The sequence below is a fragment of the Saccharopolyspora sp. NPDC045941 genome (assembly GCF_056431445.1).
This window is the reverse complement of the sequence record NZ_JBWKKU010000014.1, coordinates 59901-81792: the sequence shown is the minus strand read 5'-3', so window position 1 is coordinate 81792 and position 21892 is coordinate 59901. Positions and strand designations below refer to the sequence as shown.

The following is a 21892-nucleotide window of genomic DNA, read 5'->3' as shown; positions in this document are numbered from 1 at the left end:
CGCGGGGAGAGGGATGCGTGCATGGAGCGAGACCATGATCCGATCCTTCCGTCAGTCGCGGCCGGATGACGACTCGATGGGCGCGGGGATCGTGAACGCGGGGCGGCGGCTGAGGACGAAGCCGACGACCGCTCCGAGCACCGTGAGTCCCGCGACGAGCAGAAGACCCCACGTCGCCGATCCCGTGCTCTCGCTGATCCAGCCGATCGCATAGGGACCTGCGAAGCCCGCGAGGCTGCCCACCGAGTTGATGAACGCGAGCCCCGCCGCGGCCGCGGTTCCCGTGAGGACCATGGGCGGCAGGCTCCAGAACAGCGGAGTGGTCGAGAACAGCGCCGACACACCGATGCAGAGGGCGACGAGAGCGAGCGCGGGAACACCCTGCGCGGCGACGGCCGCGACGAGAGCGAGCGCCGTGATCGAGAGCGTGATGCCGATCTGCAGCGGGATGTTGCCCTGACGGCGCGCCGCCCGCTCCCACGGCAGCATGAGCAGCGCCGCGCAGAGGTTCGGCAGCGCGACGAGCCAGCCGGTGGTCGCGTTCGAGAAGTCGCCCATGCTGCTGACGATGGTCGGCAGCCAGAGTCCGAGCCCATACGCCCCGAAGACGACGCCGAAGAAGAGGACGATGAGCGTCCACAGGCGGCCGTTGCTGAAGACCTCCCGGAGGCGCAGGCGTCCGTGGCGCTTCTCAGTGGCCGCAGTCTCCTTGGCGATGGTGTCGGTGATCCACGCCTGCTCCTCGGGAGCGAGCCAGCGGGCGTCCTGCGGGCGGTCGGGAAGCCAGAAGAACACGACGAACGCGAGCAGCACGGCGGGGACGCCCTCGAGGACGAAGACGAGCTGCCATCCGGCGAGCCCCCACAGCCCGTGGAGGTCCATGATCCATCCCGACAGCGGGGCTGCCACGGCGTTCGCGACGGGATTGGAGAGGGCGAACATCGCGAGGACCTGCGTCCGGTACTGACGCGGGAACCACAGCGTCAGGTAAAGGAGGACCCCTGGGAAGAAGCCCGCCTCTGCGATTCCGAGGACGAAGCGGGCGATCGCGAACTGTGTGGCGTCCTGCACGAAGGCCGTGAGGATCGCCACAATCCCCCACGAGATCATGATGCGCGCGATCCATTTGCGCGCCCCGTACCTCTCCAGGAGGAGGTTGCTCGGGATCTCGAACAGCAGGTAACCGATGAAGAAGATCCCGGCAGCGAAGCCGAAGGCGGCCTCCGTGATCTGGAGCGCCTGGGTCATCTCGAGCTTCGCGAAGCCCGCGTTGTTGCGGTCGATGTACGCGACGAGATAGAGGAGCCCCAGGAAGGGACCCAAGCGCCAGATCGCCTTCATCATGGCGCTCGAGCCGATCTCCTCGGCCGAGCGCGCGGCGGAAGCCATGTTCCGCGTCGATGCCATGGCAACTCCTTCGTCACAGATGCATTGCTATAGTATCTAGCAAATTTACGGGATTGTCCACCCTCCTTACCTCGCGGACGACCCGCTGCCGCCGGTCTTGCCTCGCGTCGGCGGGGTCGTAAGGCCGGCAAGCAGAAAGCGTTGGCTGCCCGGCGGCAGCGCACGTTGCGGTATGTGGCGGCCGGGCACATCCCGGACGCGTTCAGGCTTGTCAGGGTGGCGTGGTCCCGCAAGGCCGTGGCCGAGCTGATCCGGGGGGCGACACGGCATCGTGTTGAGCTGACGACTGTCGGCAACTACCTGCGCGGCTGGGGTATGTCGCCGCAGAAGCCGATACGAAGGGCCGCAGGGCCTACGAGCAGGACCCGGAAGCGGTACGCAGATGGCTGGAAGAGAGGACTATCCGGCCATCGCCGCCCGCGCCCACCGCGAGGGCGCGCTGATCCTGTGGCTCGGCCAGACCGGGATCCGCTCGGACGCCGCCGTGGGCCGCACCGGAGCTCCGACGAGCCAGACGCCGGTGGTGGGCAAGCGGTTCAGCGTGAACGCCATGCGCGCGATCGGTAACAGGGATGAGTTGTACTTCACCGTCTACACCGGGTCGTTCAACGCCGGCGTGTTCCTGCCGTTTCTGGACCGGCTGCCCCGGCATCTGGACCGCAAGCTCCATCTGATCGTCGACGGACACGGCGTCCATCGCGGCAAGACCGTCCAGCGGTGGATCGCCGAGCGCGCCGAGGCGATCGAAATGCACTTCCTGCCCGGATACAGCCCCGAGCTCAACCCGGACGAAATCCTCAATACCTACCTCAAATGCGCCCCTTCCACCAGCGCGGCCCCGAGAACCCCTGCCGAGTTGGAGCACGCGGTCCGTCCCGTCCTCCACCGCCTCCAGAAGCTGCCCGACCGCTTTTGCACAATGCCCCTCGCGATAGGTCCTGCGGCATGCCACAGCTCCGCGTCGAGCTGGAGGTGAAGACGCCCGCCGACCGCGGCCCCGACCGCGCGTGGGAGATGGACCCCGCCGTCGACGCCGCGGTGTCGACGGCCGCCACGAAGCCCACGAGGGTCGGGTACGCGAGGTGCAGCACCGCCCAGCAAGAGCTCCAGAGCCAGCTCGACGCCTCGCCGAGGCCGAGTGTGATCCGGTCTTCTCCGAGAAGATCAGCACCCGCATCAAGGTCCGGCCCGAGTTCACCAAGGCCATGGACTTCGCCCGGACGATCAAGACGGCCGCCCCTCACCAGCGGGTGATCTTCACCGTCCACGAGATGAAGCGTCTGGGCCGCGGCGCGGCCGAACTCCTCGCCATCGCCGAGGACCTGAGCCACCATGACATCGAACTCGAACTCCTCACCGGACCGCTCCAGGGCGTCTACGACCCGTCCGGGCACGGCGCCGCCCTGTTCGCGTTCTTCGCCGGCATGGCGGAGTCCGAGCGCGAGTACATCCGGGAGAAGTCCCTCGAAGGCCAAGCCTCCGCACGTGAGCGCGGCCGGCACGGCAGACGGCCCAAGGTCGTCGACGACGACATGGCTGCCTACGCCCGCGCCCTGCACGGCCAGAGCGTGCCCATCCCCGAGATCGCCCGCAAGCTCGTCATCCCCTCGGGCAAGAACAAGGGCGAGCACCCCTCGGTCGCCACCGTCTACCGCATCGTCGCCGAGGACAACATCATCGAGACGACGGCCTGAGCATCACGCTCAGCTACCTGTCACCTGGTTCGCCGTTCGTTAACGGCACCCCAACCAGTTCGGCGAAGCGGTCCGGACCGAGCACCGTCTCGCTGAGCGTCGTCAGCGGCGCGAACAACGCGGCGTTGTCCGGCACATCTTGCAGCGCACCCGATGCCGCCCCGCTTGGTCGAAGCGACCGTCGACGCGAGCACCAGCATCGCCTCGGCGTGGTGATGGTCGGCGATCAGCTGGACGAGTGCCACTGCCCCCTCATGAGTGGATCGTGCATTCGCGGAGGAGACCTACTCAGGAGGCCGGCTTCACCTCTTCTGCGACAGCACCGATGCGAACTGCCGCTGCCGTGATGTGCTCGGCGACGGCTGCCCTGATCCTGTCCGGATCGTTGCTCGCCAGCGCATCGACGATCTGAGCGTGAGAAAGGGCGTGCTCACGCAGCTGCTCCGCTTCCAAGAGGTTGTTCGCGATGCGGAGAAACCCATTGACCCGGCTGCGAAGCGTGGCGGTCACCTCGACAAGTAGCCCATGATCGCTCAGCTGCCACATGAGATCATGGAACTGGCGGTCGAGGGTGAACATCGCGTTGCCATCGGCAGCCTTCGCCATGGCATCAACGATCTTACGCAGGCGCGACTCTGCCTTGGGGGTCCATCGTTCCTGCACTCGGATCCCCACGAACTGCTCCAGCACGATGCGCAGGCTCGTGATCTCTTGGATCTCCTTCTCGGTCAAGGCGGCGACGCGTGCTCCGCGCCGCGGCTGCCGCTCTACGAGCCGTTCCTCGGTGAGGATGGCAAGCGCCTCACGCACCGGGATGTGGCTCACGCCCATCCGCTCGGCGAGCTTCCTCTCGACGAGGCGTTCGCCGGGCTCGAACTCGCCACTCTGAATCGCCTCCCGCAGCTCGTCGGCCACCTTCGTCGAGATGTTCTGCTCCGACAAGTTCCGCAGCGCCATCCGCTTCTTCCTCCTCGTGCCCGCCACAGTCGCGATCATGATCCTGGGGCACGCATTCCACCGCATGCCCCGCAAGACTTGACGTGCGGGTAGCTGCATCGCCGAACACGACCAAAACCGCCAACTGCTATATGATATGTAATTCAATACAGGCGTCGCCTGAGACCGAATTTTCTGCTACATGCTATAGTAACAAGAAGTGCGGATTGACAACGAGCATCGGAACTGCCGACGCTGGCGCCCTCGCCGAAGGCCCCACCAATGCGCCGAATCGCGCAACCGGAGGAGATCGCGTCTGCGGTCGCCTTCCTACTCTCCCCAGATTCGAGCTACATCAGCAGCCAATCGATCGCGGCCGCCGGCGCGTGGAGTGCCGCATTCGGCTCACCCGCCCTCGATGTGGAGCTGCACCGCCGATACGGATCGCCGATCGGTTAAGTCCTGTTCGACGGTGCGCGGGCGGAGCTGGCCCCGCCCGCGCCGTCGGCACCTTCGCTACGCCTTGAGCATCGAGGCTCTAGCGATCAGACCGTCCACGACGTCGAACGTCGCGATCGTCTCGCTCGCCCCCGCGGCGGAGGAGACGAGCTCACGGACAACGACCCACCGGTCCCCGAACGACACGACGCTTTCCACACCACAGTGAAGGCTCACGTCGCGCATGCGGGGCGTATAGAACGCACGCAGAGATTCGTACCCAGCGAGGGGTGCCAGCGTCACCCCGCTCACGCGCGCATCGCGCGTGTAGCAGGCCAGAAAGGCATCCAGGTCATGGGCGTTGAACGCGTCAACCTGGGCCTGGACGGTCTCGATCGAGGAGCGAATCCGGTCAGTCAATGCGGACGCCCCCATTCACGTCGTACGTGGCACCGGTGACGAATCCCGCGCGGGCGGACGCGAGACCCGCGACGACCCAGGCGACCTCCTCTGGCGTCCCGAACCGCCCGAGCGGGACAGAACCCTCAAGCGACATCCGGTTCTCCGCCGTGAGCTGGTCAGTGATCGCGCTAGTCACGGGGCCGGGGCTCACGGCATTGACCCGGATACGCTCAGGTGCCAGCAGCCGCGCGAAACTCCGCGTGATCGCGAGGATGGCGGCCTTGCTCGCCGCGTAGTGCATGCCGGTCTTGAGCGCCCCGACTTGCCCGGCGATGGAGGTCAGGTTGACGATGCTGCGGTCCTCCCCGGGCTGCCGCCCTCGGCGAAGCATCGGTAGCGAGGCACGAGTGAGCAGGAAAGTCCCGCGAGCGTTTGTTTCCATGACGGCATCCCAACCGTCCGGGTCGATGTCCTCGTAGCCGATATAAGGGCACACGCCACCGTTGTTGACGAGCACGTCGAGCCCACCCCACCGGTCGTCGACTTCAGCAACGAGCGCTGCGATCGAGTCGGGCGAGCGCAAGTCGAGCTGCGACACCAGTGCGCCCGTCCCCAACTCGCGGCAGCGATCCGCGGTCATCTCACCCCGGGCGGCACCAGAGCTATAGGTGATCCAGACGTCGTATCCATCCTCAGCAAGGGCCACCGCGGTGGCTGCGCCTATCCCGGAGCTTCCCCCGGTTATCAGTGCACGTCGTTTGCGCATGAGCAGCGTCCTAGGGCTATATCGTATGACATTTCCTGCTAGATACTATAGCATCTATCCATGTCTGTGGAGACTGTTCTGATCACCGACCGTGACCTACCGGGCAATGCTCTCGGCCGCACGCGCCAGCACATGATTCTCGAGCCGGGCTATGTCATCAACACGAACACGGGGACCGCGGCAGGCCTCGCGCACTCTAGCCACACCCCATTTCTGCGGCCCGGGGATGGGATGGAGTTGCTGATTGACGGTCTCGACATGCAGCGGCAACACGTCGTTGCAGAGGGATAGGGCCGCAGACATGCACGCACCGACTGGGCAGTAGTTCAGCTTGCCTCTGCCATGCCGTGATGGCGCCGTCCAGGCCGTCGCGACCGAAGTCGGCGCCGGTCTTCGCCTGCTGAGCGTCGGCGGAGTCGACCTGGTCGAATCGTTCCCGGTGAGCTCCGCCGCCCCGTTGTGCGCCGGCATGGTGCTCGTGCCGTGGCCAAACCGGGTGCGAGATGGGCGTTGTTCGCTCCACGGTGAGACGTATCAGCTGCCACTTACCGAGCCGGACCGAGGCAACGCCTTCCACGGCCTGCTGCGGTTCACGCTGTATCGAGCCGTTGCGCAGACTGCGGATGCGATCACCGTGGCCGCGACGATCTTTCCTCAGGATGGATAACCCGTTCTTACTAGCTGGGGCCGCATTACGCCGGACCACGGGCACACCCTTGCGGCACCAGATGGTCGCTCGGTGACCTCTGGACTGACGAGAGCTTCGGCTACGTCCAAGTCTTCATCTCGCGGTTCCCTACCAAACCGCCGGGCGAGCTCGCCGTCGCTATCGAACCGATGGCCGCGCCGGCCAACGCATTCAACTCCGGCAGGGGGCCGCGGATGCTTGACCCTGGCGAGCGCTGGGCCACTCGGTGGGGCCTCCGATACTGGGGTGGGGGTTGACGTAGAGGAAGGGCCTCTCGAGCAAGGGACCCTTCCCCTATGTGGTGCGGGCGTTATCCGGCGAACGGCACGACGGGCAGCCCCCGGTGTCCCGTCACCGCTCGGAACACCGATCCCGCGTCTGGCTCCGCACCCTCGTCAAGTCCTTGGCGCGACGTTGTTACGTAAAGGACTTCGAGATCATCGCCGCCGAACGTGCATGCACTCACCTGGCGGACGGGAAGCTCGACCACCGTGTGCAGCTCACCCGAGGTTGCGTAGCCGTGTACGGCCGAACCACCCCACAACGCGACCCACACTGACCCGTCCTCCGACACCGTCATCCCGTCCGGGAGACCAAGGTCAGACCGGATCTCCACGAACGGCCGCCTCCCCGTCAGTTCGCCGTCAACGACGTCGAAAACGTCGATCCGGCGGGTCATGGTGTCGGTGTAGTAGCAGCGGCGCCCGTCCGGAGAGAACGCGACGCCGTTGGACACCGCTACCCCGCAAACGACTCGCCGCCATGAGAGGTCGCCGTCCACGAGGTAGACATCAGCAGCCCCCGGCCTGGCGTCGTAGGCCATCCCTCCAGCAAGCAGGCGGCCGGACGGATCGGTTGTGCCGTCGTTCATGCGAACCGTCGGGTCCGACCACAACTCGACTGCACGAGACGGCGGAGCGTCCGCGGAATCGGCGAGAGCGAGACCGCGATTCACAGCGACGACATAACCGCCCGACGACCGCGGCCGGACGAACGCGGCGACAGAATGGCCGACCTCAAGTCGGTCGACCCTGTCACCGCGGATCGTGAGGAGGGCGCCGGCTTCGAGGTCGACGTAGCGCAAGCCGTTCCAACTTGCCGACCACACCGGCCCCTCCGCGTGGTGCGCCAGCGGCCCCGTGACGTTCTCAGCCAGAACCCAAGTCACCTTCACCAACCGTAGACCTTACCGCCGTACAACAGCTCGTCCTTATCGGCCCAGACCTCCTCGGCGAACGCCTTCCCCTCCGGGGTGGGCTCGACGTGCCCAACCACACTCGGCATCGGTTTACCGGGCGCCTTCCGCTCCGGGTCGCGGTCCATTGGTCGTTCTCATAGCGGCGGCGGACTTCCTCATCATGGAGATCGCGGATCTCAATACTGGCCGAGTTCTCAAGCTCGGAACGATACGCAAGAATCCCGACCATTCCCATCGCCACGCCACAATAGACGTCGAAGTACGGCCGCGTTGCGCTGCGCACAGCCTGCGCAGAGCGCAGGTTCATGAAGAAGTCCACACCCGCGCGCGAGGTACGGGAGGCTTCGTCGTGATACTCAGGGAAATCCGGCCGTTAAATAGTCTCCTGGGGCACGCCGTCATCCTTTTCGAAGCTCCCGCCAGACACGAACACTGCCGACGTGGCCAGCCCGAAGGTTCCCCATGGGAACCATGGTTCCCATGGATGCGAACCCAGTGTCCGCCACCTCTCAAGTCGTACTGCAGCAGTTTGACGAGTGCATCGTTGTCCATCGTCACGACGATCATACCCGCGGTATCTATTCGCCGCACAGCTGCTCGAGAAAAGTCAGTCCGCGACCGAGTCCTACGATCCCTACCCGAATGGTTCGGAGATTCGACATGACAATATAATTCTTTTCTTTGTCCCCATGGGGCCGCACTGTGTGAAATTCGTCGATGAGCTAGCGCACACTCTTAATCGGCATGATCGCGATTCCAGCAACCGCAATGCATGCGATCGCAAAGATGAACATCGCCACATATCCGCCGAATACGCCGATCAATAGCGCGGCAACCGTGGCGCTCAGCGCCTGCGGAATATTGGTCGCCATGTTGAGGATGCCAAGATCTTTTCCGGCCAATGCACCACCGGCCGGTAGAACCTCGGTCATCAGGGCGGTGTCACAGGACATGTAGAGCCCGTATCCGAATCCGTTTAGAACTGACATCAAAATCATGCCTGTAAGGTTTGACATGAAGAGTGGCATAGCCATCCCGGCCATCATCAGGACTGATGCCACATAAATGAAAGGCTTGCGGCGGCCGAATCTGTCACTCAGCCATCCCGCAAGGGGGACCGAGACAAACGCGGGCACCATCGAAGCCATACTGAGGATCGCAGCCTGTGTGTTCGCGTCTCCAAGCGCCATCCCGATGTAGTCAGTGAGAATGAACAGCTGATAGACAAGAATTAGCCAGTAGCCAAGAATAAAGAGGAATCGGGCACCGAAAGCAAGTGCGAAATCCGGGTAACGGCGCGGGCTAACGTAGAAGCCACGGGCGAATCCCGCCCAGCTAAAACGCGGAAATTCCACATCCTTGCTTGAGTTATCACGATTCAGCATGACAAACAAAAGTGTCACGAGCAGAACCGCGCCCCCAAAAACCGAGTACGCAACACCGTAATGTGCAGCAAGCCTCGCCGCAAGGAAAACACCCAAGACACCTCCCGCTTTGGTTCCCAAGCCAACCATTGCCGATGCAACACCGCGACGGCCGCGCGGAAAACGGTCAGGCGTGATGGCACTCAGTGGCCCCTGCAAGGCGTTGAGGGAGACCAGGATTACTGTCCAAAAAACGGTGATCCCTACGATTGACTCCAGCCCACCGATTCCCGCGAGGAAAACGGCCGCTGCTGCGGCGCCCGTCATCATCCACGGAGCGCGGCGCCCCAACCGAGAACGCGTCCGGTCACTGAACGCACCAATGACCGGCTGCGCGAACATTGCGCTGATCGATGCCACCGTTGTGACGATGGCGAAGTTTTCAACCTTATTCGCGGAGTCAATCGCAGTGAGCTGGTTCGGCAGCAAAATCGCCGTAAGTCCAGAGTAGGCGGAAAAAAGAACCAACCAAGTGATCCCCAGCGATGGCAGCAGGACGCCACGGGCGGGCGGGCTGAGGGTACCGCTGGCGTCATCGGAGTTAGCGGTGTCGATACCAGCCGGCTTCGGGGCCGGACTCAGGCCTGCAGCAGATTCGGGTAGTTGCGAAGTCACGACACTCCTCTTCGGTGAGTGATTTGGCGTGCCGGATCGCGGGTGTACCCACGATGCCTCGCGCCCACCTCCTCCAACCGTGGCCGGAAGAAGCGCCGTCCAGCGATTTTGCTATAGTATCTAGCTAAATTGAGATCGTCAAGGATGCCAACCACCCTGGTAATCGGGATGCCATCTTTCGCGGTGAAGAACGAGATCACCAGACACTGCTGGCGGCAGGGCTCGTTCGGGCCGGTGAACAGGGCGCTGTGCTTCCTCCACAGGACCCGTTGTCGTCCTCATGCATGCAGATCGCGTTTGCGGATGGTTCGCGGCCGGCCGAGGTCGTCGGCGACCGTGGCATTGAAGTAGTGGATCTCGCCGAGGCAGTCGCAGCCACGCTCCAGCGGATTGGTGTAGCGGGCGAACGTGTACTCGCCGCAGTCGAATTAGTTCCGCCAGAGCCGCACTGGGGATGAGTCGGCGATGGAGCCCGGTAGAGCACCGGTCGGTCGACGAACGCGATCTGGTGCAGGGCCACCCCTTGCATTGTTGAACCGACCCGCGTGTTCCAGCCTGCGAGCGCACCTCGTGGTCGTCGACGGTGAAGTTGGGGCCCTCGGGGCTGCGTGGTCTCGATCGGCTTGAGCGTCGTACGTCACGGGCCCACGTACAGGGATCGTCGACCAAAGGCATTTGGCAGCGCGCGTCGACGAATGCCCGGCCCCGGCTCACGCAGACTGTGCCGATGCCTGCAGGTATGACCTGTGCTGCGGGTGCGGATCGCGGAGCCTCGGGGGTCCCCGGTCGGAACGCCTAGGAAGACCTTCGCCGAAGAGGTGCCCGAGTTGGCGGCTCGCTATGGCCGAAATACCAAACAGTGCTGGAGCGGGCGTTGTGCGTGGTCGCGCTGACGTTGGGTGGTCATGCCGGGGCTCAGATGAGCCTGCGCCTGGCCGCCGCGGTCAGGCGGATGACGTTGGTTGCGCCTGGATCGGGGTCGTCGAGCACGTTGCGGGACTCGCTGATTCGCGCCTCCAGGAAGGCACGGTCGGACTCTCCGGTGAATGCACACAACAGCGCCAAGCCACGGTGCCATCGACCAATCGTCGGCACGGCCCCTCGTCGTGCCGATGGATGTTCGTAGCTCACGCGCGGGACGGTAGTGACCCGCACCATGGCGTGCCACCGAATTACCAGGCCGAGCGCCGCGGACGGACGTACTGGCGGTACGGCGAGCGCTACACGGACCTCCGTGACCGGCGCCTTGCAGATACCTTGATCCTCGAGGATGCGGCGGATGAGCGCGAGGAGATTTCGACTCACGGGCGCATCACCTGCCACGTTCACCGGCGGCTGTCGCCGGGGCCAGCAGACTGGTGACCTCGGTACAGGCACGTGGGACGAAGAGTGCCAACTGCGCATCGCCCGACAGCCTGCGGCGGTCATGCGCAGGCGGGGTTCCCTTTTCTGCTGGCACTGCACCCTCCCTGATGCTTTGACAAAAACATTGGGAATCACTCTCAGTGTCCATCTCGCCGGACCTCAACCCCCGCATGGGGAGAGAACTATGTCGATGCGAGTGTCGGGCCGGATGCACCATTCGCAGCACAGTCCTCGCCGCTGTTAACGAGCGTGCTCCAGCTCGCTCGGAAGGGCGACAGTGGAATTCGACGCCGCAGTAATCCGCACTTTGACGGGAGAGGCGCGGCCGTCGGTAACGATGTCCACCCAAGGTGACGTCGGATCGGAAACGACCCGCGCGCCCTCCGCCTCGACCCGATAACCAGTCGGGTAGACACGGCGAGGGACGAAGACCACCGTCGGCGCATCGGAATCAAGGGATTCACCGACTGGCCGCGTCGAATACTCCATTGTCATCGTCTTGCTTGCGCGGTCGAAATGGTAACTGAGGGGCGTTCCGGCAATTGCCTGCGGATAGGGTGTGATCAGAGCATCGGCCTTGCCGGGCTTCACATTATCGTCGGACGCTGGCAGGGATTCGTCCCGCAGGAGGCCCGAGTCCGGGCAGCAGATCTCTGCCTCAGCATAGTAGGACCACATCATCCACGAGAGGAACCGCTCGCCCGCGAAGTCGACGTCACGCGCATTATTTACGTCATCGTCACACGCAGAGAACTCGTTGACGACGAACGGCATGCCGGTTTCCCGCGCGAGCACATCATCCTCGTCGTAAATGGCACGTTGGGCGGAAACGTCGTGTTCGGAAAGTGAGCCAGTGTAGTGATGTCGTTCGAACGCTAGATGGTCGTCGACGACCGCACCTGCGAGCGTTCGCACGTTATCCATGTCAGATTTTCCGTTTCCGGCTGACCATAGAATGTTACTGAACATGTAGACAAGGTTGTCCGAGTCGACCGTACGCACTGCATCCAGCCAACGCCGGTAGAAGGGCGCACGCTGGGCTGCGATGTGGTCGCCGAGCGGCGCCGTGAGATTGCCGACGAGTGGCTCGTTCAGCGGAGAGTAGCCGATTAGCATATCCTGCTCGCCATAAAACGATTCGATGACACGAACGCAGGCACGAATGAACTGGTCCTGTAGTCCTCGGCCGTTTTTCTGCACCGCGTTCGTCCAGAAGTCGTCCCATGCGCGCCGTAGGGCTGGGTTGTGCTCCACGGTGAGCACGAACCGCTGCAGTGTGCAGTCGATTTCCTCTAGCGCCTTGGAGATCGGGGCCCATTTTGCGTCGAGGTCGGGCGTATCCGGAATCGCCCATGAGGGGAATCCGTCGCCACCGAACCGTCGCCCGAAGGCGTCCTGATGGAAATCGATGGTGTTGAAGAAGCCGTAGCCAGTAAGGAGCTTGTGGTAAGCAACCATACGTCGAATGTACTCATCGTCGTAGCCATCGAGCTCCGGCTCGACTGCTGAGTAAATGATACCCAGGCGCGCGCTGTTGAAGCCCTGGTCGGACAGCCATCGGACATCCCCCTCGCCGAAGGGTTCAGGAAAGAACGGCGGCAGTCGACGCATGAGATTGATCCCGCGAAACTGGACGGCCCGCCCGGTGGCGTCGATCAGCCATCGACTGCTGTGCCTGATCGGTCCGTGGATTCGACTTCGAGCGGCCGGTTGAACAGTACTGGTCACTAGAAAGAACTCTCCTCATCATTGAGTGGACGGCAGTCGTCGGTGCTGATCGCCGCCTCATACTATCTCATGCTTCACCATCGTGAGTCTAGAGATAGTTTCGTTCTTAGGGGAATACCCCGAGCGGTAAGCTGGAGGACGTGGCAACCTTGACGACCCTGGCACCGATGCCCACTCCGCGTACGATCGTCGAGGCCTGTTTTGACAGCCGCGGGCGCGCGTCGCTGCGCCTGGTGTACGACATCGCGTTCGCACTCGGGATCGAAGATCAGCCGGTGCGCTTGGCAATCCGCCGGGTCGAGGCCGCTGGTCTTGCACGGCAGGAGGGACGGGGACGCGCGGGTGTGCTGGTCCGCACGGCCCAGGGTCCGCGCCCCGACCCCGTGACGGCTGGCCGGCTACGTCGCGCTCGCGCGCTAGAGGACGGAACGGCCCCCTGGGACGGGCTATGGCGGCTAACCGCCTTCTCCCTGCCGGAGAGCCGCCGCGCGGATCGCGATGCACTGCGTTCGTCACTCACCCGGTTCGGCTGTGTGACTATCGCGCCGGCGCTCTACCTATCGACGAACGACCCTCGCCCCCCGCTCCGGCACTACGGCTCCCTGCCCGATCCGAGCGTCATCGACCAGCTCATCGTCGCCGACGTGACCAGCATCGACATCGCAGGCCTCGATGAGCCTGCAGACATCATCACGCGATACTGGGATCTGCCGCCTGTGATCGTCGGCTACGAGATTGCGAATTGCGTACTCAACCCCGTTGAGCAGGCAGCCGTCCCCAACGATCCCGTGGAGCGAGCCGTCGCCGCGCTGATGATCTCGGAGCCGTTCACGCAGGCCCTCGCGGCGGACCCGCTACTGCCCGCTGCGCTGCTCCCGGCGGACTGGCCCCCACGTCGCGTCCGCGATCGGTTCATGGGCGTCTGGTCACGTCTCATCGATGGTGCACCTGACCTCGATCTGTACCGGCAGTACGCACCTGCCCCCCCAGATGCGGGCTCTTCCCGTTCCGACTCCACCACCTAACCAGCGGTCGGTGACCCCACCACGCCTACCGGCCGCCACGGCACCGCGACTGCGACCTCGCGGAACCGGATGCACCCACGCCTGACCCGCCGCCCTGCGGGGTTCCAAAGGCTGGCCCGTGTCCTCCGAACTGTGGCTACGGCACGCTCGGCAACAGGACGTGATCGCGAGCCATGTCACTACGCCTGCTGTATCTGATCTTGGTGCGGATTGCGGGCTGGCTGTTGCTGCTCGGCCGTTCGTCGGCGTACTTGTCTCAGGGGGTCGGTGCAACACCTTTGGAATGATCTTGGTGGAGGTGTTGCGGTGTCGGTCGTGCGGCAGTGTGCCGATGAGGTGTGGCGGCTGTGGCAGGAGGGGCTCGGGCAGCGGGAGATCGGCCGCCGGCTGGGGATTTCACACACGTCCGTGAGCAGGATCGTGGCGCCGGCGGGCGGGATCGCGCCGGTGCCGCGTCGGCGGGCGGTGAGGGCGTTGAGTTTCGCCGAGCGGGAGGAGATCTCCCGGGGGCTTTCGGCGGGGAAGTTCCTGCGGGAGATCGCCCGCGAGCTGGGCCGGGACGTGTCGGTGATCTCGCGGGAGATCAACCGCAACGGCGGGCGCCAGGCGTATCGGGCCGCCGAGGCCGACCAGGCCGCGTGGCAGCGGGCAAGGCGGCCGAAGACGCCGAAGCTGGCCCGCAACCCGCAGCTGGCCGCAGTGGTGGCCGACGGACTGGAGCAGCGGTGGGCTCCGCAGCAGATCGCTGCCACACTCCGCCGGGACTACCCGAATGACCCGGAGATGCAGGTGTCCCACGAAACGATCTACCGGAGCCTGTTCGTCCAGGCCAAAGGCACTTTGAAAGCGGAACTGGCCCAGTACCTGCGTCGCAAGCAGCGCCTGCGGCGGCCCCGCGCGGCCACGGCCCGGGCCGCGAACAACACAAGCGGGCGTGGGCAGATCCCCGACCGGGTGCCGATCTCGGCACGCCCGCCGGAGGCCACAGACCGGGCCGTGCCCGGCCACTGAGAAGGCGACCTCATCCTCGGCTCCCACAACAGTGCCGTGGTCACCCTGGCCGAACGCCACTCCCGCTACCTACTGCTGATCGCCCTACCGAACGGCAAGACCGCCGAGGCCGTCCGCGACGCCCTCACCCACGGCATCACCCGACTACCCGGCCTCCTCGACCACGACCTGCGTCACCACCCCCGGCTCAACCCCGCCGCACCCCGGACATCCGCAGCCGGCCTCCCACCACACTTGTCCATACAGGACATGTGGAAATCGGTGACGTGGGACCAGGGCAAGGAAATGTCCCAGCACGCCCGCTTCACCGCCGACACCGGAGTTCAGGTCTACTTACCTCAGAACAGGTGAGGGCTGGCTGTACCTTTCGACCGTGATCGACCTGGCCACCCGCATGGTCGTCGGCTGGCAACTGGCCGAACACATGCGCACATCGTTGATCGTCGAGGCCGGGACATGGCGATCACCCACGGGCAAGTCGACCCGGATACGGTATTCCACTCCGACCGTGGCACGCAATGCATCTCCGCTGATTTTTCCCGTTTCTGCAACGAAAATCGCGTCGCACGAGCGTCGGGCGAACCGGTGTGCGTTGGGATGACGCTGCCACCGAATCGTTCTTCGCTTCACTGAAAAATGAGATGTAGCAACGCGAAACGTTCCCCACCCGGGCCCGAGCCCGCTTCGTCGTCGCCGACTACATCGAAGGGTTCTACAACCGGAAACGACTCCACAGCAGCCTCGGCTACCGGTACCCCAGCAGAGGCTCGAGACCACCTCACCCGCAATCGCGGCATGAGGAAACCCACCAAGGACCGTCCAAGATCCTTGACACACCTCAGGGTAGTCGATCGGGTCGAATGCGGATGGTCGGCGCGGCGGGGTGCGATTGTGTGCTCGACCGAGCCCCGCACGGACAATCCGCAGCCCACCCAGACATAAGACGCGCTCTTGAAGCGCGCTGCAGCGGGAAACCTCAGCCGCTGTTCCACCCGGACCGCTTTCTCGTCTTCCGACCCGCGTTGACCGCCGGCTGCGGCCGCGGAATGTGCTGTGTTGACAAGGACGTTCGCCGCGCTCAACATGTGCGGGCCGCGCAGAGAGAAGAAGTTGCGCAAATAGAGAAAGCGGTGACGCGATGAAATTCTCCGGCCACGACTTCGGTGGAGTCGGTCAGGAATCAGCGAGCAGCCGGACCTACGCCGTGTACAACCCCGCAACGGGTGCCTTGCTGGCGCGAGTCGCCACGGGAAGCAGTGACGACGTCGAAACAGCCGTCGCCGCAGCGGAACGGGCGTCTGGTGAATGGTGGCAGATGGGCGCTGCCAGGCGTGGTCAGCTGCTCCACTGCTGGGCGGACATCATCGAGGACCACCGCGAGGAACTGGCGAAGCTCGACGTCGCCGACACCGGGAAGCCCATTTCGGTGGCCGTCGGGTCCGCAGCGCGCGCCGCGGACATGCTGCGGTGGTATGCCGGCTGGGGTCAGACGGTGCGCGGTGCGACGATTCCCGTCGGAGCGGACGAGCTGACCTACACCACGTACGAACCGTATGGAGTGGTCGCGGCGATCATTCCCTGGAACTACCCCGCGTCGAACTTCGTCACGAAGGTCGCCCCGGTTCTCGCCTGCGGGAACGCCGTGGTGGTCAAACCCGCGGAACAGGCACCGCTGGTCCCGCTTCGACTGGCGGAGCTCGCGCAGGCGGCGGGCCTTCCCCCGGGCGTGGTGAACGTGGTCACCGGAGATGGACCGATCACCGGGGCGGCACTGGCCGGTCACCCGCGCGTCAAGAAGGTGACCTTCACCGGAAGCACTGCCACCGGTCGGCGCCTCATGGCACAGGGTGCGGATTCGATCAAGTCCTTCACTCTAGAACTCGGGGGAAAGTCGGCGTCCCTGGTTCTTCCGTCGGCGAATCTCGACGCTGCCGCCGACGCCGTCGTGCACACCGCTTTCGCCAACAGCGGGCAAACGTGCACTGCGGGCAATCGCGTGATCGTGCACCGTGATGTCCACCAGGATCTCGTGGCCCGGATCGTGCACCGGACCAAGGGCCTGCGGATCGGTGATCCGGAGGATCCCGATACGCAGATCGGTTCGATCATCTCCGCCGAGCAACTGAACCGGATCGAAGGCTATGCCGCGTTGGCCGAAAAGGACGGTGAGGTCGTCGTCGGTGGTGAACGGCTACGCCCGAAAGGCTTCGAAGACGGCTGGTGGTTCGCCCCGACCGTCGTCGACGCAGTTGCGCCCGACTCGCGGCTGTTCCGCGAAGAGATTTTCGGCCCGATCCTCACCGTCACGAGCTACCGCGACCTGGACGAGGCGATCGCCCTGGTCAACGACTCCGAGTACGGCCTGGCGGCCAACGTCTGGGGAACCAAGCCGACCGAACTGCGCCGCGCAGTGCAGCAGGTGAACGCCGGCATCGTCTGGGTCAACACCGTGCACCGGCTCGACCCAGGCGTCCCGTTCAGCGGCCGCCGGCAATCCGGTATCGGGATCGAGCACGGAACCGAAGCACAGCACGAATACATGCAGCTGAAGACCGTGTGGCAGGGCGACGATGCGTGGCGGTCCCCATGGGCAGCGTGACGGGGCAGAACGGCGCCACACTCCAGACCGTCGACCGGGCGCTGGAGTTGCTGCTCGCATTCGACGCGGACCATCCGCAATGGCGGGCCAGTGACCTCACCCGCCACCTCGGGTGGGACAAGTCCGTCACCCACCGCGTGCTGGTGACGCTCGATCGGCGGGGATTCCTGTTCGCCGACCCCACCACCCGGACCTACCGGCTCGGCGCGGTCGTCCACGAGCTGGGAAAGCTCGCCGCACGGGACAATCCGCACGTCGTCGTGGTCCGCCCGGTTCTGCGCAAGCTCGCGCGTCAGACCGGGGAGACCATCCTCTTCACGGTTCCGGACGGCAACGAGGCCAACTGCCTCGCCGTGGCCGAAGGGCCGTCGCCGGTCCGGTACTCGACGCGGGCGGGTGTCCGCGTCCCCGGCCATGCCGGGGCAGGAGCGAAAGTACTGTTCGCCTGGCGCACGGAACAAGAGCAACGACGCATGTTCGGGGGCCGCATTCTGGCGCGCTACACCGATTCGACCACCACCGACCTGGATACCCTCCTCGATGAGTTCGCCGCCATCCGCGCCACCGAGGTTTCTTTCACCGACGGGGAACTCGATCCCGACGTCGGCGCCGTCTCAGTGCGCATCGGTTCGGGGACCGACGTTTTCGGCGCCCTGAGCGCAGTTGGCCCCGTGCTGCGGATCCGCCGGGAGCGGGATCACCTGGCGACAGTGCTGCACGAGGCCGCCGAAGAAGTCGTCACCTTGCTGAAACTCGCTGTCCGCTGACCGACGCGGGACTGGGAGGACTCCTTGACTGCACAAACCAACCCACGGACGCGCAAGCCAGCCGGAAAAGGTACCGCCGCCGCCATTGCCGCACTCGTCGGGACCACCATCGAGTGGTACGACTTCTACGTCTACGCCACGACGGTGGCACTGGTACTGGGGCCGATGTTCTTCCCCACCGACGATCCGCTGACGAGCAATCTCCTGGCGTTCTCCACGCTGGGCGTGGGATTCGTCGCACGGCCGATCGGCGGTCTGGTCTTCGCCCACTTCGGCGACCGTGCAGGCCGGAAGAACACCTTGGTCGTCTCGCTGCTGATGATGGGGATCGCCACGACGGTTGTCGGGCTTCTCCCCACGTACCAGCAGATCGGCATCTGGGCGCCCGTGCTGCTGGTCGCGCTGCGGTTCGTCCAGGGACTCGCCGTCGGCGGAGAATGGGGCGGCGCGGTCGCGCTGTCCGTGGAGCACGCACCGGCACACCGGCGCGCGTTCTTCGGCTCGTTCCCCCAATTCGGAAGCCCGCTCGGAATGCTGTCGTCGGCCGGAGTCATCGCGCTTTCCCAGTTGATGCCTGCGGACGCCTACAACTCGTGGGGATGGCGAGTGCCCTTCCTGCTCTCGGTGCTCCTGCTCGTGACCGGCATCGTGATCCGCCTGCGGATCGACGAATCACCGCAGTTCACCGCCGTCCAGTCGCGCGGGGAGACGGCTCGGGTGCCGTTGATCAGCGTGCTGCGCGACCACCGGGGTCCCGTCCTGATCGGGGTGGGCATAACCTTCGTCACCCACGCCTCGTATCTCGTCACTTCCTTCTTGCCGAGTTACGTGTCGGGGACGATGGGAGTGCCGAAGGTCTACGCATCACTGAGCCTGGTCATCGCATCGGCCTGCGCGGTGGTCGTCCTGGCCGGCGCTTCGTTCAGCCTGGACCGCCGGGACCGGCGGAAGGTGGTCGCACTCGGCGGTCTCCTATTCTCCCTGACCGCGGTCCCGACCTTCGCCGGTGCTGTCGCCTGGGGTCCTGCGGGACTGATCTTGAGTGTCACCGTCAGCTATGCGCTGATCATGCCCTACTACGGCGCCTTGTCGTCCACTTTGAACGACCTGTTCCCGAGCAATGTCCGCTACACCGGCATCTCGCTCTGCTACCAGATCTCCGCCATCCTCGGCGGCGGCCTGCTGCCGATCCTCACCAGCTACCTCGTCCGAGCGGCGGGCGGAGCCTACTGGCCGGCTGCCGTTCTCGCGACGGTTTCCGGGCTGATCACCTTGTCTGCCGGGCTGTGGGCCCGGCGGAACACCTTGCACTCCCCCTCTTCGCGGTTGCTGGAGAAAGCACCGAACTGAGGGCCCTGCTTCCACCCGACAACCAGAGGAAATCGATGTCCGACCTCCTTCGTATCGCAGTTCTCGGCCTCGGATTCATGGGGCAACGCTATGTGGCGATCGCCGGTGACCTGGCGGGAGCACGCCTCACCGCGGTGTGCGACACCGACGGCGACCGCGCCGAAAAGGTGGCTCGCGAGGCCGGAGTGACCGCCTTCTCCGACTACCGGGCCCTGCTCGAAGCCGACGTCGCCGATGCCGTCATCCTTGCCCTGCCCGAGTGGGCACAGGTCGCGCCCGCGGTCGACGCGGCGCGCGCAGGACTCCACGTGTTCCTTGAAAAGCCGGTGGCCAGTACCGCTGCCGATGCCGCTCGGCTGATCGACGGGCTGTCCGGCACTGCGGGCACGCACGCCAGCGCGCACCTGCTGCGCGCGGACCCTCGCTACCTTGCCGCCGTTTCCAGGACCCGTCAGCCCGATTTTGGCCCGGTGGTCCACCTCAGCGCCACGCGCCGGAGCAGGGCCCAGACGTCGCTTCGGGTGGCTGGCCGCACGTCGCTGCTCTACTACCTGGGTGTCCACGATCTCGACGCGATGGCCTGGCTTGCCGGGAGTCCGGTCCGCAAGGTGTATGCCGCGGCACGGCAGCCGGAAGGGTGGCCGCTGGACGTCGACGCGACCATCCTGGTGATCCTCGAGTTCGCCAGCGGCGCGATCGGCCAGCTGGAACTGACCTGGGCGGCCGCCAACAGCCGGCCCAGCGCTCTCGAAACCCGCACGATCGTCGTCGGCGGCAATGCGACCGTGGAGATCCGCGGCGGCGACGAGGTGGTGATCGCCGATTCCAGCGGGCTCAACGCGGTCGACGCGCTGCATTGGCCGTCGGTCGGGCGCCGGGTCGTCGGATCGTTGCGAAACCAGGTCGAACAATGGGTCGACGCAACCGGCGGGAACGGGGAAGTAGCCGCCACGATCGACGACGGTCTGGCGGCGGCAAGGGTCGCCTTCGCCATCGAAGAATCCCTCCGGACCGGCCTTCCGGCGGAGGTCGAGGCATGACCGCCGGAATCGAACCGGACAACGCCTACCTCAGCCGGCTATACGCGGAAACGCGCCGGCGGATGGCGTCGGCGGTTCCGCACTCGTCACCGCATCGAGGTGCCGCACCAGAGATCGTGGACGCGCTGACGAAATCCGTCGAGCACCGTGCCGAGTCCCTTGTGGAGCTCAGCCATGCCGTCCACGACCATCCGGAGATCATGAACCAGGAACACCGGGCTGCTGCCGAGGTCGCCGGTCTCCTGCGCAAGAACGGCCACGACGTCGAAACCGGTGCCTTCGGCCTGCCGACCGCCGTGCACGCACGCGTGGGCACCACGGGCACGCGGATTGCGATCCTCGCCGAGTACGACGCGCTGCCGGAGCTCGGACATGCCTGCGGGCACAACATCATCTGCGCCAGCGCAGTGGGAGCCTGGCTCGCAGTGGCCGAGCAGATCGACGCGCTCGGCGGGACGGCCGATCTGATCGGCACCCCGGCCGAGGAGGGCGGCGGCGGTAAGGAACTAATCGCACGGGCAGGCGGATTCGACGGGATCGACGCGGTGGTGATGCTGCACCCGTTCAGCTACGACGTCGCCACCCACCCCTTCATCGGACGCCGCGTCGTAGACGTCACCTTCCGCGGTGTCGCCGCCCACGCGGCGGTGATGCCGTTCATGGGGCGAAACGCGCTGGACGCCGCAGTGTCGGCATACCAAGGCGTAGCCGCACTACGCCAGCACCTGCCGCCGACGGACCGCATCCACGGCGTATTCACCGACGGCGGTGGCCGGCCGAATGTGGTTCCCGCACAAGCAGCTTTGCGGTTCTATGCGCGCTCCGCGCACCCGGAGACGCTGGATGATCTCTGTGCCCGCATGGACGATGTGTTCACCGGGGCTGCGCGAGCGGCGGGGACCCAGGTCGAGGTGACCTGGGATCCGGTGCTCCCCTACCAGCCAATCAACCACAACCACACCCTCGCCGCCAGGTGGGCCCACCACCTGGGCCGGCGTGGGCGGACCGTCCTGCCCGAAGGGGTCGTCCCGGAGACGCTGACCGGTTCCACCGATCTCGGGAACCTCAGTCACCGGCTTCCTGCCATTCATCCCATGCTGGCGGTAGCACCGCCGGGGGTGGCACTGCACACCGAAGAGTTCGCCGGTTGGGCCCGGAGTGAACGCGGAGACCGCGGCGTGATCGACGGAGCCGTGGGCCTCGCCGCGACCGCCGCCGACTTCCTCTGCGACGCCGACCTTCGGGCCGCGGTTCGCGCCGAGTTCGACCATACCGTGCACAGCGAACACCCAAGCTCGACAAGCTGATCAGCACGAGTGGACGGGAATCATACCTGGCGCCCGCCCACTCGTGCGCGCACCATGGACGTCCTCTGTGGACGGCACGTACGGACGACGTAGGACGCAGGCGGCCGGACCAACGCCTCTGGCTCGCCGGTG

23 protein-coding genes and 2 pseudogenes are annotated in these 21892 nt (G+C 65.3%); 15 read left to right on the top strand and 10 right to left on the bottom strand.

Going from position 1 to position 21892, the window contains the following annotated elements; all coding sequences use genetic code 11:
- Positions 1 to 51 precede the first annotated feature (51 nt).
- Complete coding sequence (locus AC07FN_RS13810; RefSeq protein ID WP_478395930.1) at positions 52 to 1389, bottom strand: MFS transporter; 1338 nt, start codon at positions 1387 to 1389, stop codon at positions 52 to 54.
- Between the two features lie 192 nt (positions 1390 to 1581).
- Here AC07FN_RS13810 and AC07FN_RS13805 point away from each other — a divergent pair.
- The 3 genes and pseudogenes from AC07FN_RS13805 to AC07FN_RS13795 all read left to right on the top strand — a co-directional run.
- Positions 1582 to 1743 (top strand): annotated as a pseudogene (locus AC07FN_RS13805) (winged helix-turn-helix domain-containing protein); the annotation flags it as partial.
- Between the two features lie 46 nt (positions 1744 to 1789).
- The gene (locus AC07FN_RS13800) at positions 1790 to 2383 is read left to right on the top strand and encodes an IS630 family transposase (RefSeq protein WP_478395929.1); all 594 of its coding nucleotides are present in this window, start codon (positions 1790 to 1792) and stop codon (positions 2381 to 2383) included.
- Between the two features lie 106 nt (positions 2384 to 2489).
- On the top strand, positions 2490 to 3101 hold the full coding sequence (locus AC07FN_RS13795) for a recombinase family protein (protein WP_478395928.1): 612 nt from the start codon (positions 2490 to 2492) through the stop codon (positions 3099 to 3101).
- Positions 3102 to 3114: 13 nt separating this feature from the next.
- On the opposite strand, the gene AC07FN_RS13790 is transcribed toward AC07FN_RS13795, so the two are convergent.
- On the bottom strand, positions 3115 to 3237 hold the full coding sequence (locus tag AC07FN_RS13790) for a hypothetical protein (RefSeq protein WP_478395927.1): 123 nt from the start codon (positions 3235 to 3237) through the stop codon (positions 3115 to 3117).
- Positions 3238 to 3389: 152 nt separating this feature from the next.
- Positions 3390 to 4058 (bottom strand): GntR family transcriptional regulator, encoded by a 669-nt coding sequence (locus tag AC07FN_RS13785; RefSeq protein ID WP_478395926.1) that lies wholly within the window; start codon positions 4056 to 4058, stop codon positions 3390 to 3392.
- 261 nt (positions 4059 to 4319) lie between these two features.
- On the opposite strand from AC07FN_RS13785, the gene AC07FN_RS13780 reads away from it, so the two are divergent.
- Positions 4320 to 4496, top strand: coding sequence for a hypothetical protein (locus AC07FN_RS13780; RefSeq protein ID WP_478395925.1), 177 nt, complete (start codon positions 4320 to 4322; stop codon positions 4494 to 4496).
- A gap of 57 nt (positions 4497 to 4553) precedes the next feature.
- Here the strand turns inward: AC07FN_RS13780 and AC07FN_RS13775 are convergent, their stop codons facing one another.
- Together AC07FN_RS13775 and AC07FN_RS13770 are read right to left on the bottom strand one after the other, a co-directional pair.
- On the bottom strand, positions 4554 to 4895 hold the full coding sequence (locus tag AC07FN_RS13775) for a nuclear transport factor 2 family protein (RefSeq protein ID WP_478395924.1): 342 nt from the start codon (positions 4893 to 4895) through the stop codon (positions 4554 to 4556).
- Positions 4888 to 5643, bottom strand: a complete 756-nt coding sequence (locus tag AC07FN_RS13770) for an SDR family NAD(P)-dependent oxidoreductase (RefSeq protein WP_478395923.1) — start codon at positions 5641 to 5643, stop codon at positions 4888 to 4890. The genes AC07FN_RS13775 and AC07FN_RS13770 overlap by 8 nt, the downstream gene beginning before the upstream one ends.
- Positions 5644 to 5703: 60 nt before the next feature.
- Here AC07FN_RS13770 and AC07FN_RS13765 point away from each other — a divergent pair, with 60 nt between their 5' ends.
- On the top strand, positions 5704 to 5934 hold the full coding sequence (locus AC07FN_RS13765; RefSeq protein WP_478395922.1) for a hypothetical protein: 231 nt from the start codon (positions 5704 to 5706) through the stop codon (positions 5932 to 5934).
- 40 nt (positions 5935 to 5974) lie between these two features.
- The gene (locus AC07FN_RS13760; protein WP_478395921.1) at positions 5975 to 6310 is read left to right on the top strand and encodes an aldose epimerase family protein; all 336 of its coding nucleotides are present in this window, start codon (positions 5975 to 5977) and stop codon (positions 6308 to 6310) included.
- A 331-nt stretch (positions 6311 to 6641) separates the two neighbouring features.
- Here AC07FN_RS13760 and AC07FN_RS13755 read toward each other — a convergent pair whose 3' ends face one another.
- The 5 genes from AC07FN_RS13755 to AC07FN_RS13735 form a co-directional block, all read right to left on the bottom strand.
- Positions 6642 to 7439: an SMP-30/gluconolactonase/LRE family protein gene (locus AC07FN_RS13755; protein WP_478396014.1), complete on the bottom strand. Its 798-nt coding sequence runs from the start codon at positions 7437 to 7439 to the stop codon at positions 6642 to 6644.
- An 812-nt stretch (positions 7440 to 8251) separates the two neighbouring features.
- Positions 8252 to 9568 (bottom strand): MFS transporter, encoded by a 1317-nt coding sequence (locus AC07FN_RS13750; RefSeq protein ID WP_478395920.1) that lies wholly within the window; start codon positions 9566 to 9568, stop codon positions 8252 to 8254.
- Between the two features lie 278 nt (positions 9569 to 9846).
- Entirely contained in the window at positions 9847 to 9954 is a 108-nt protein-coding gene (locus tag AC07FN_RS13745; RefSeq protein ID WP_478396013.1) for a hypothetical protein, read from the bottom strand.
- Between the two features lie 529 nt (positions 9955 to 10483).
- Positions 10484 to 10873 carry a hypothetical protein gene (locus tag AC07FN_RS13740; protein WP_478395919.1) on the bottom strand — a complete coding sequence of 130 codons (390 nt, stop codon included), beginning with the start codon at positions 10871 to 10873 and terminating at the stop codon, positions 10484 to 10486.
- A 300-nt stretch (positions 10874 to 11173) separates the two neighbouring features.
- Positions 11174 to 12661, bottom strand: a complete 1488-nt coding sequence (locus tag AC07FN_RS13735) for a glycoside hydrolase family 5 protein (RefSeq protein WP_478395918.1) — start codon at positions 12659 to 12661, stop codon at positions 11174 to 11176.
- A gap of 140 nt (positions 12662 to 12801) precedes the next feature.
- Here AC07FN_RS13735 and AC07FN_RS13730 point away from each other — a divergent pair, with 140 nt between their 5' ends.
- The 9 genes and pseudogenes from AC07FN_RS13730 to AC07FN_RS13690 all read left to right on the top strand — a co-directional run bounded on the left by AC07FN_RS13730 (position 12802) and on the right by AC07FN_RS13690 (position 21760).
- The gene (locus AC07FN_RS13730) at positions 12802 to 13686 is read left to right on the top strand and encodes a PaaX family transcriptional regulator C-terminal domain-containing protein (protein WP_478395917.1); all 885 of its coding nucleotides are present in this window, start codon (positions 12802 to 12804) and stop codon (positions 13684 to 13686) included.
- A 306-nt stretch (positions 13687 to 13992) separates the two neighbouring features.
- The gene (locus AC07FN_RS13725) at positions 13993 to 14697 is read left to right on the top strand and encodes an IS30 family transposase (RefSeq protein WP_478395916.1); all 705 of its coding nucleotides are present in this window, start codon (positions 13993 to 13995) and stop codon (positions 14695 to 14697) included.
- A gap of 36 nt (positions 14698 to 14733) precedes the next feature.
- Complete coding sequence (locus tag AC07FN_RS13720) at positions 14734 to 15048, top strand: hypothetical protein (RefSeq protein WP_478395915.1); 315 nt, start codon at positions 14734 to 14736, stop codon at positions 15046 to 15048.
- Positions 15029 to 15455 (top strand): annotated as a pseudogene (locus AC07FN_RS13715) (IS3 family transposase); the annotation flags it as partial. The gene AC07FN_RS13720 and the pseudogene AC07FN_RS13715, both read left to right, overlap by 20 nt.
- A 380-nt stretch (positions 15456 to 15835) precedes the next feature.
- Positions 15836 to 17296, top strand: a complete 1461-nt coding sequence (locus AC07FN_RS13710) for an aldehyde dehydrogenase family protein (protein ID WP_478395914.1) — start codon at positions 15836 to 15838, stop codon at positions 17294 to 17296.
- Entirely contained in the window at positions 17284 to 18063 is a 780-nt protein-coding gene (locus tag AC07FN_RS13705) for an IclR family transcriptional regulator (protein WP_478395913.1), read from the top strand. The genes AC07FN_RS13710 and AC07FN_RS13705 overlap by 13 nt, the downstream gene beginning before the upstream one ends.
- A gap of 24 nt (positions 18064 to 18087) precedes the next feature.
- Entirely contained in the window at positions 18088 to 19413 is a 1326-nt protein-coding gene (locus AC07FN_RS13700; protein ID WP_478395912.1) for an MFS transporter, read from the top strand.
- Positions 19350 to 20453, top strand: a complete 1104-nt coding sequence (locus AC07FN_RS13695; protein ID WP_478395911.1) for a Gfo/Idh/MocA family protein — start codon at positions 19350 to 19352, stop codon at positions 20451 to 20453. The genes AC07FN_RS13700 and AC07FN_RS13695 overlap by 64 nt, the downstream gene beginning before the upstream one ends.
- Positions 20450 to 21760 (top strand): M20 family metallopeptidase, encoded by a 1311-nt coding sequence (locus AC07FN_RS13690; RefSeq protein ID WP_478395910.1) that lies wholly within the window; start codon positions 20450 to 20452, stop codon positions 21758 to 21760. Before AC07FN_RS13695 ends, AC07FN_RS13690 begins: the two co-directional genes overlap by 4 nt.
- The last annotated feature ends 132 nt before the right edge of the window (positions 21761 to 21892 follow it).

Coding starts and splice junctions, on each gene's coding strand:
- AC07FN_RS13810 (WP_478395930.1), bottom strand. CDS start 1,389: ATGGCTTCCGCCGCGCGCTCGGCCGAGGAGATCGGCTCGAGCGCCATG.
- AC07FN_RS13800 (WP_478395929.1), top strand. CDS start 1,790: ATGGCTGGAAGAGAGGACTATCCGGCCATCGCCGCCCGCGCCCACCGC.
- AC07FN_RS13785 (WP_478395926.1), bottom strand. CDS start 4,058: ATGGCGCTGCGGAACTTGTCGGAGCAGAACATCTCGACGAAGGTGGCC.
- AC07FN_RS13780 (WP_478395925.1), top strand. CDS start 4,320: ATGCGCCGAATCGCGCAACCGGAGGAGATCGCGTCTGCGGTCGCCTTC.
- AC07FN_RS13770 (WP_478395923.1), bottom strand. CDS start 5,643: ATGCGCAAACGACGTGCACTGATAACCGGGGGAAGCTCCGGGATAGGC.
- AC07FN_RS13765 (WP_478395922.1), top strand. CDS start 5,704: ATGTCTGTGGAGACTGTTCTGATCACCGACCGTGACCTACCGGGCAAT.
- AC07FN_RS13710 (WP_478395914.1), top strand. CDS start 15,836: ATGAAATTCTCCGGCCACGACTTCGGTGGAGTCGGTCAGGAATCAGCG.
- AC07FN_RS13705 (WP_478395913.1), top strand. CDS start 17,284: ATGGGCAGCGTGACGGGGCAGAACGGCGCCACACTCCAGACCGTCGAC.
- AC07FN_RS13690 (WP_478395910.1), top strand. CDS start 20,450: ATGACCGCCGGAATCGAACCGGACAACGCCTACCTCAGCCGGCTATAC.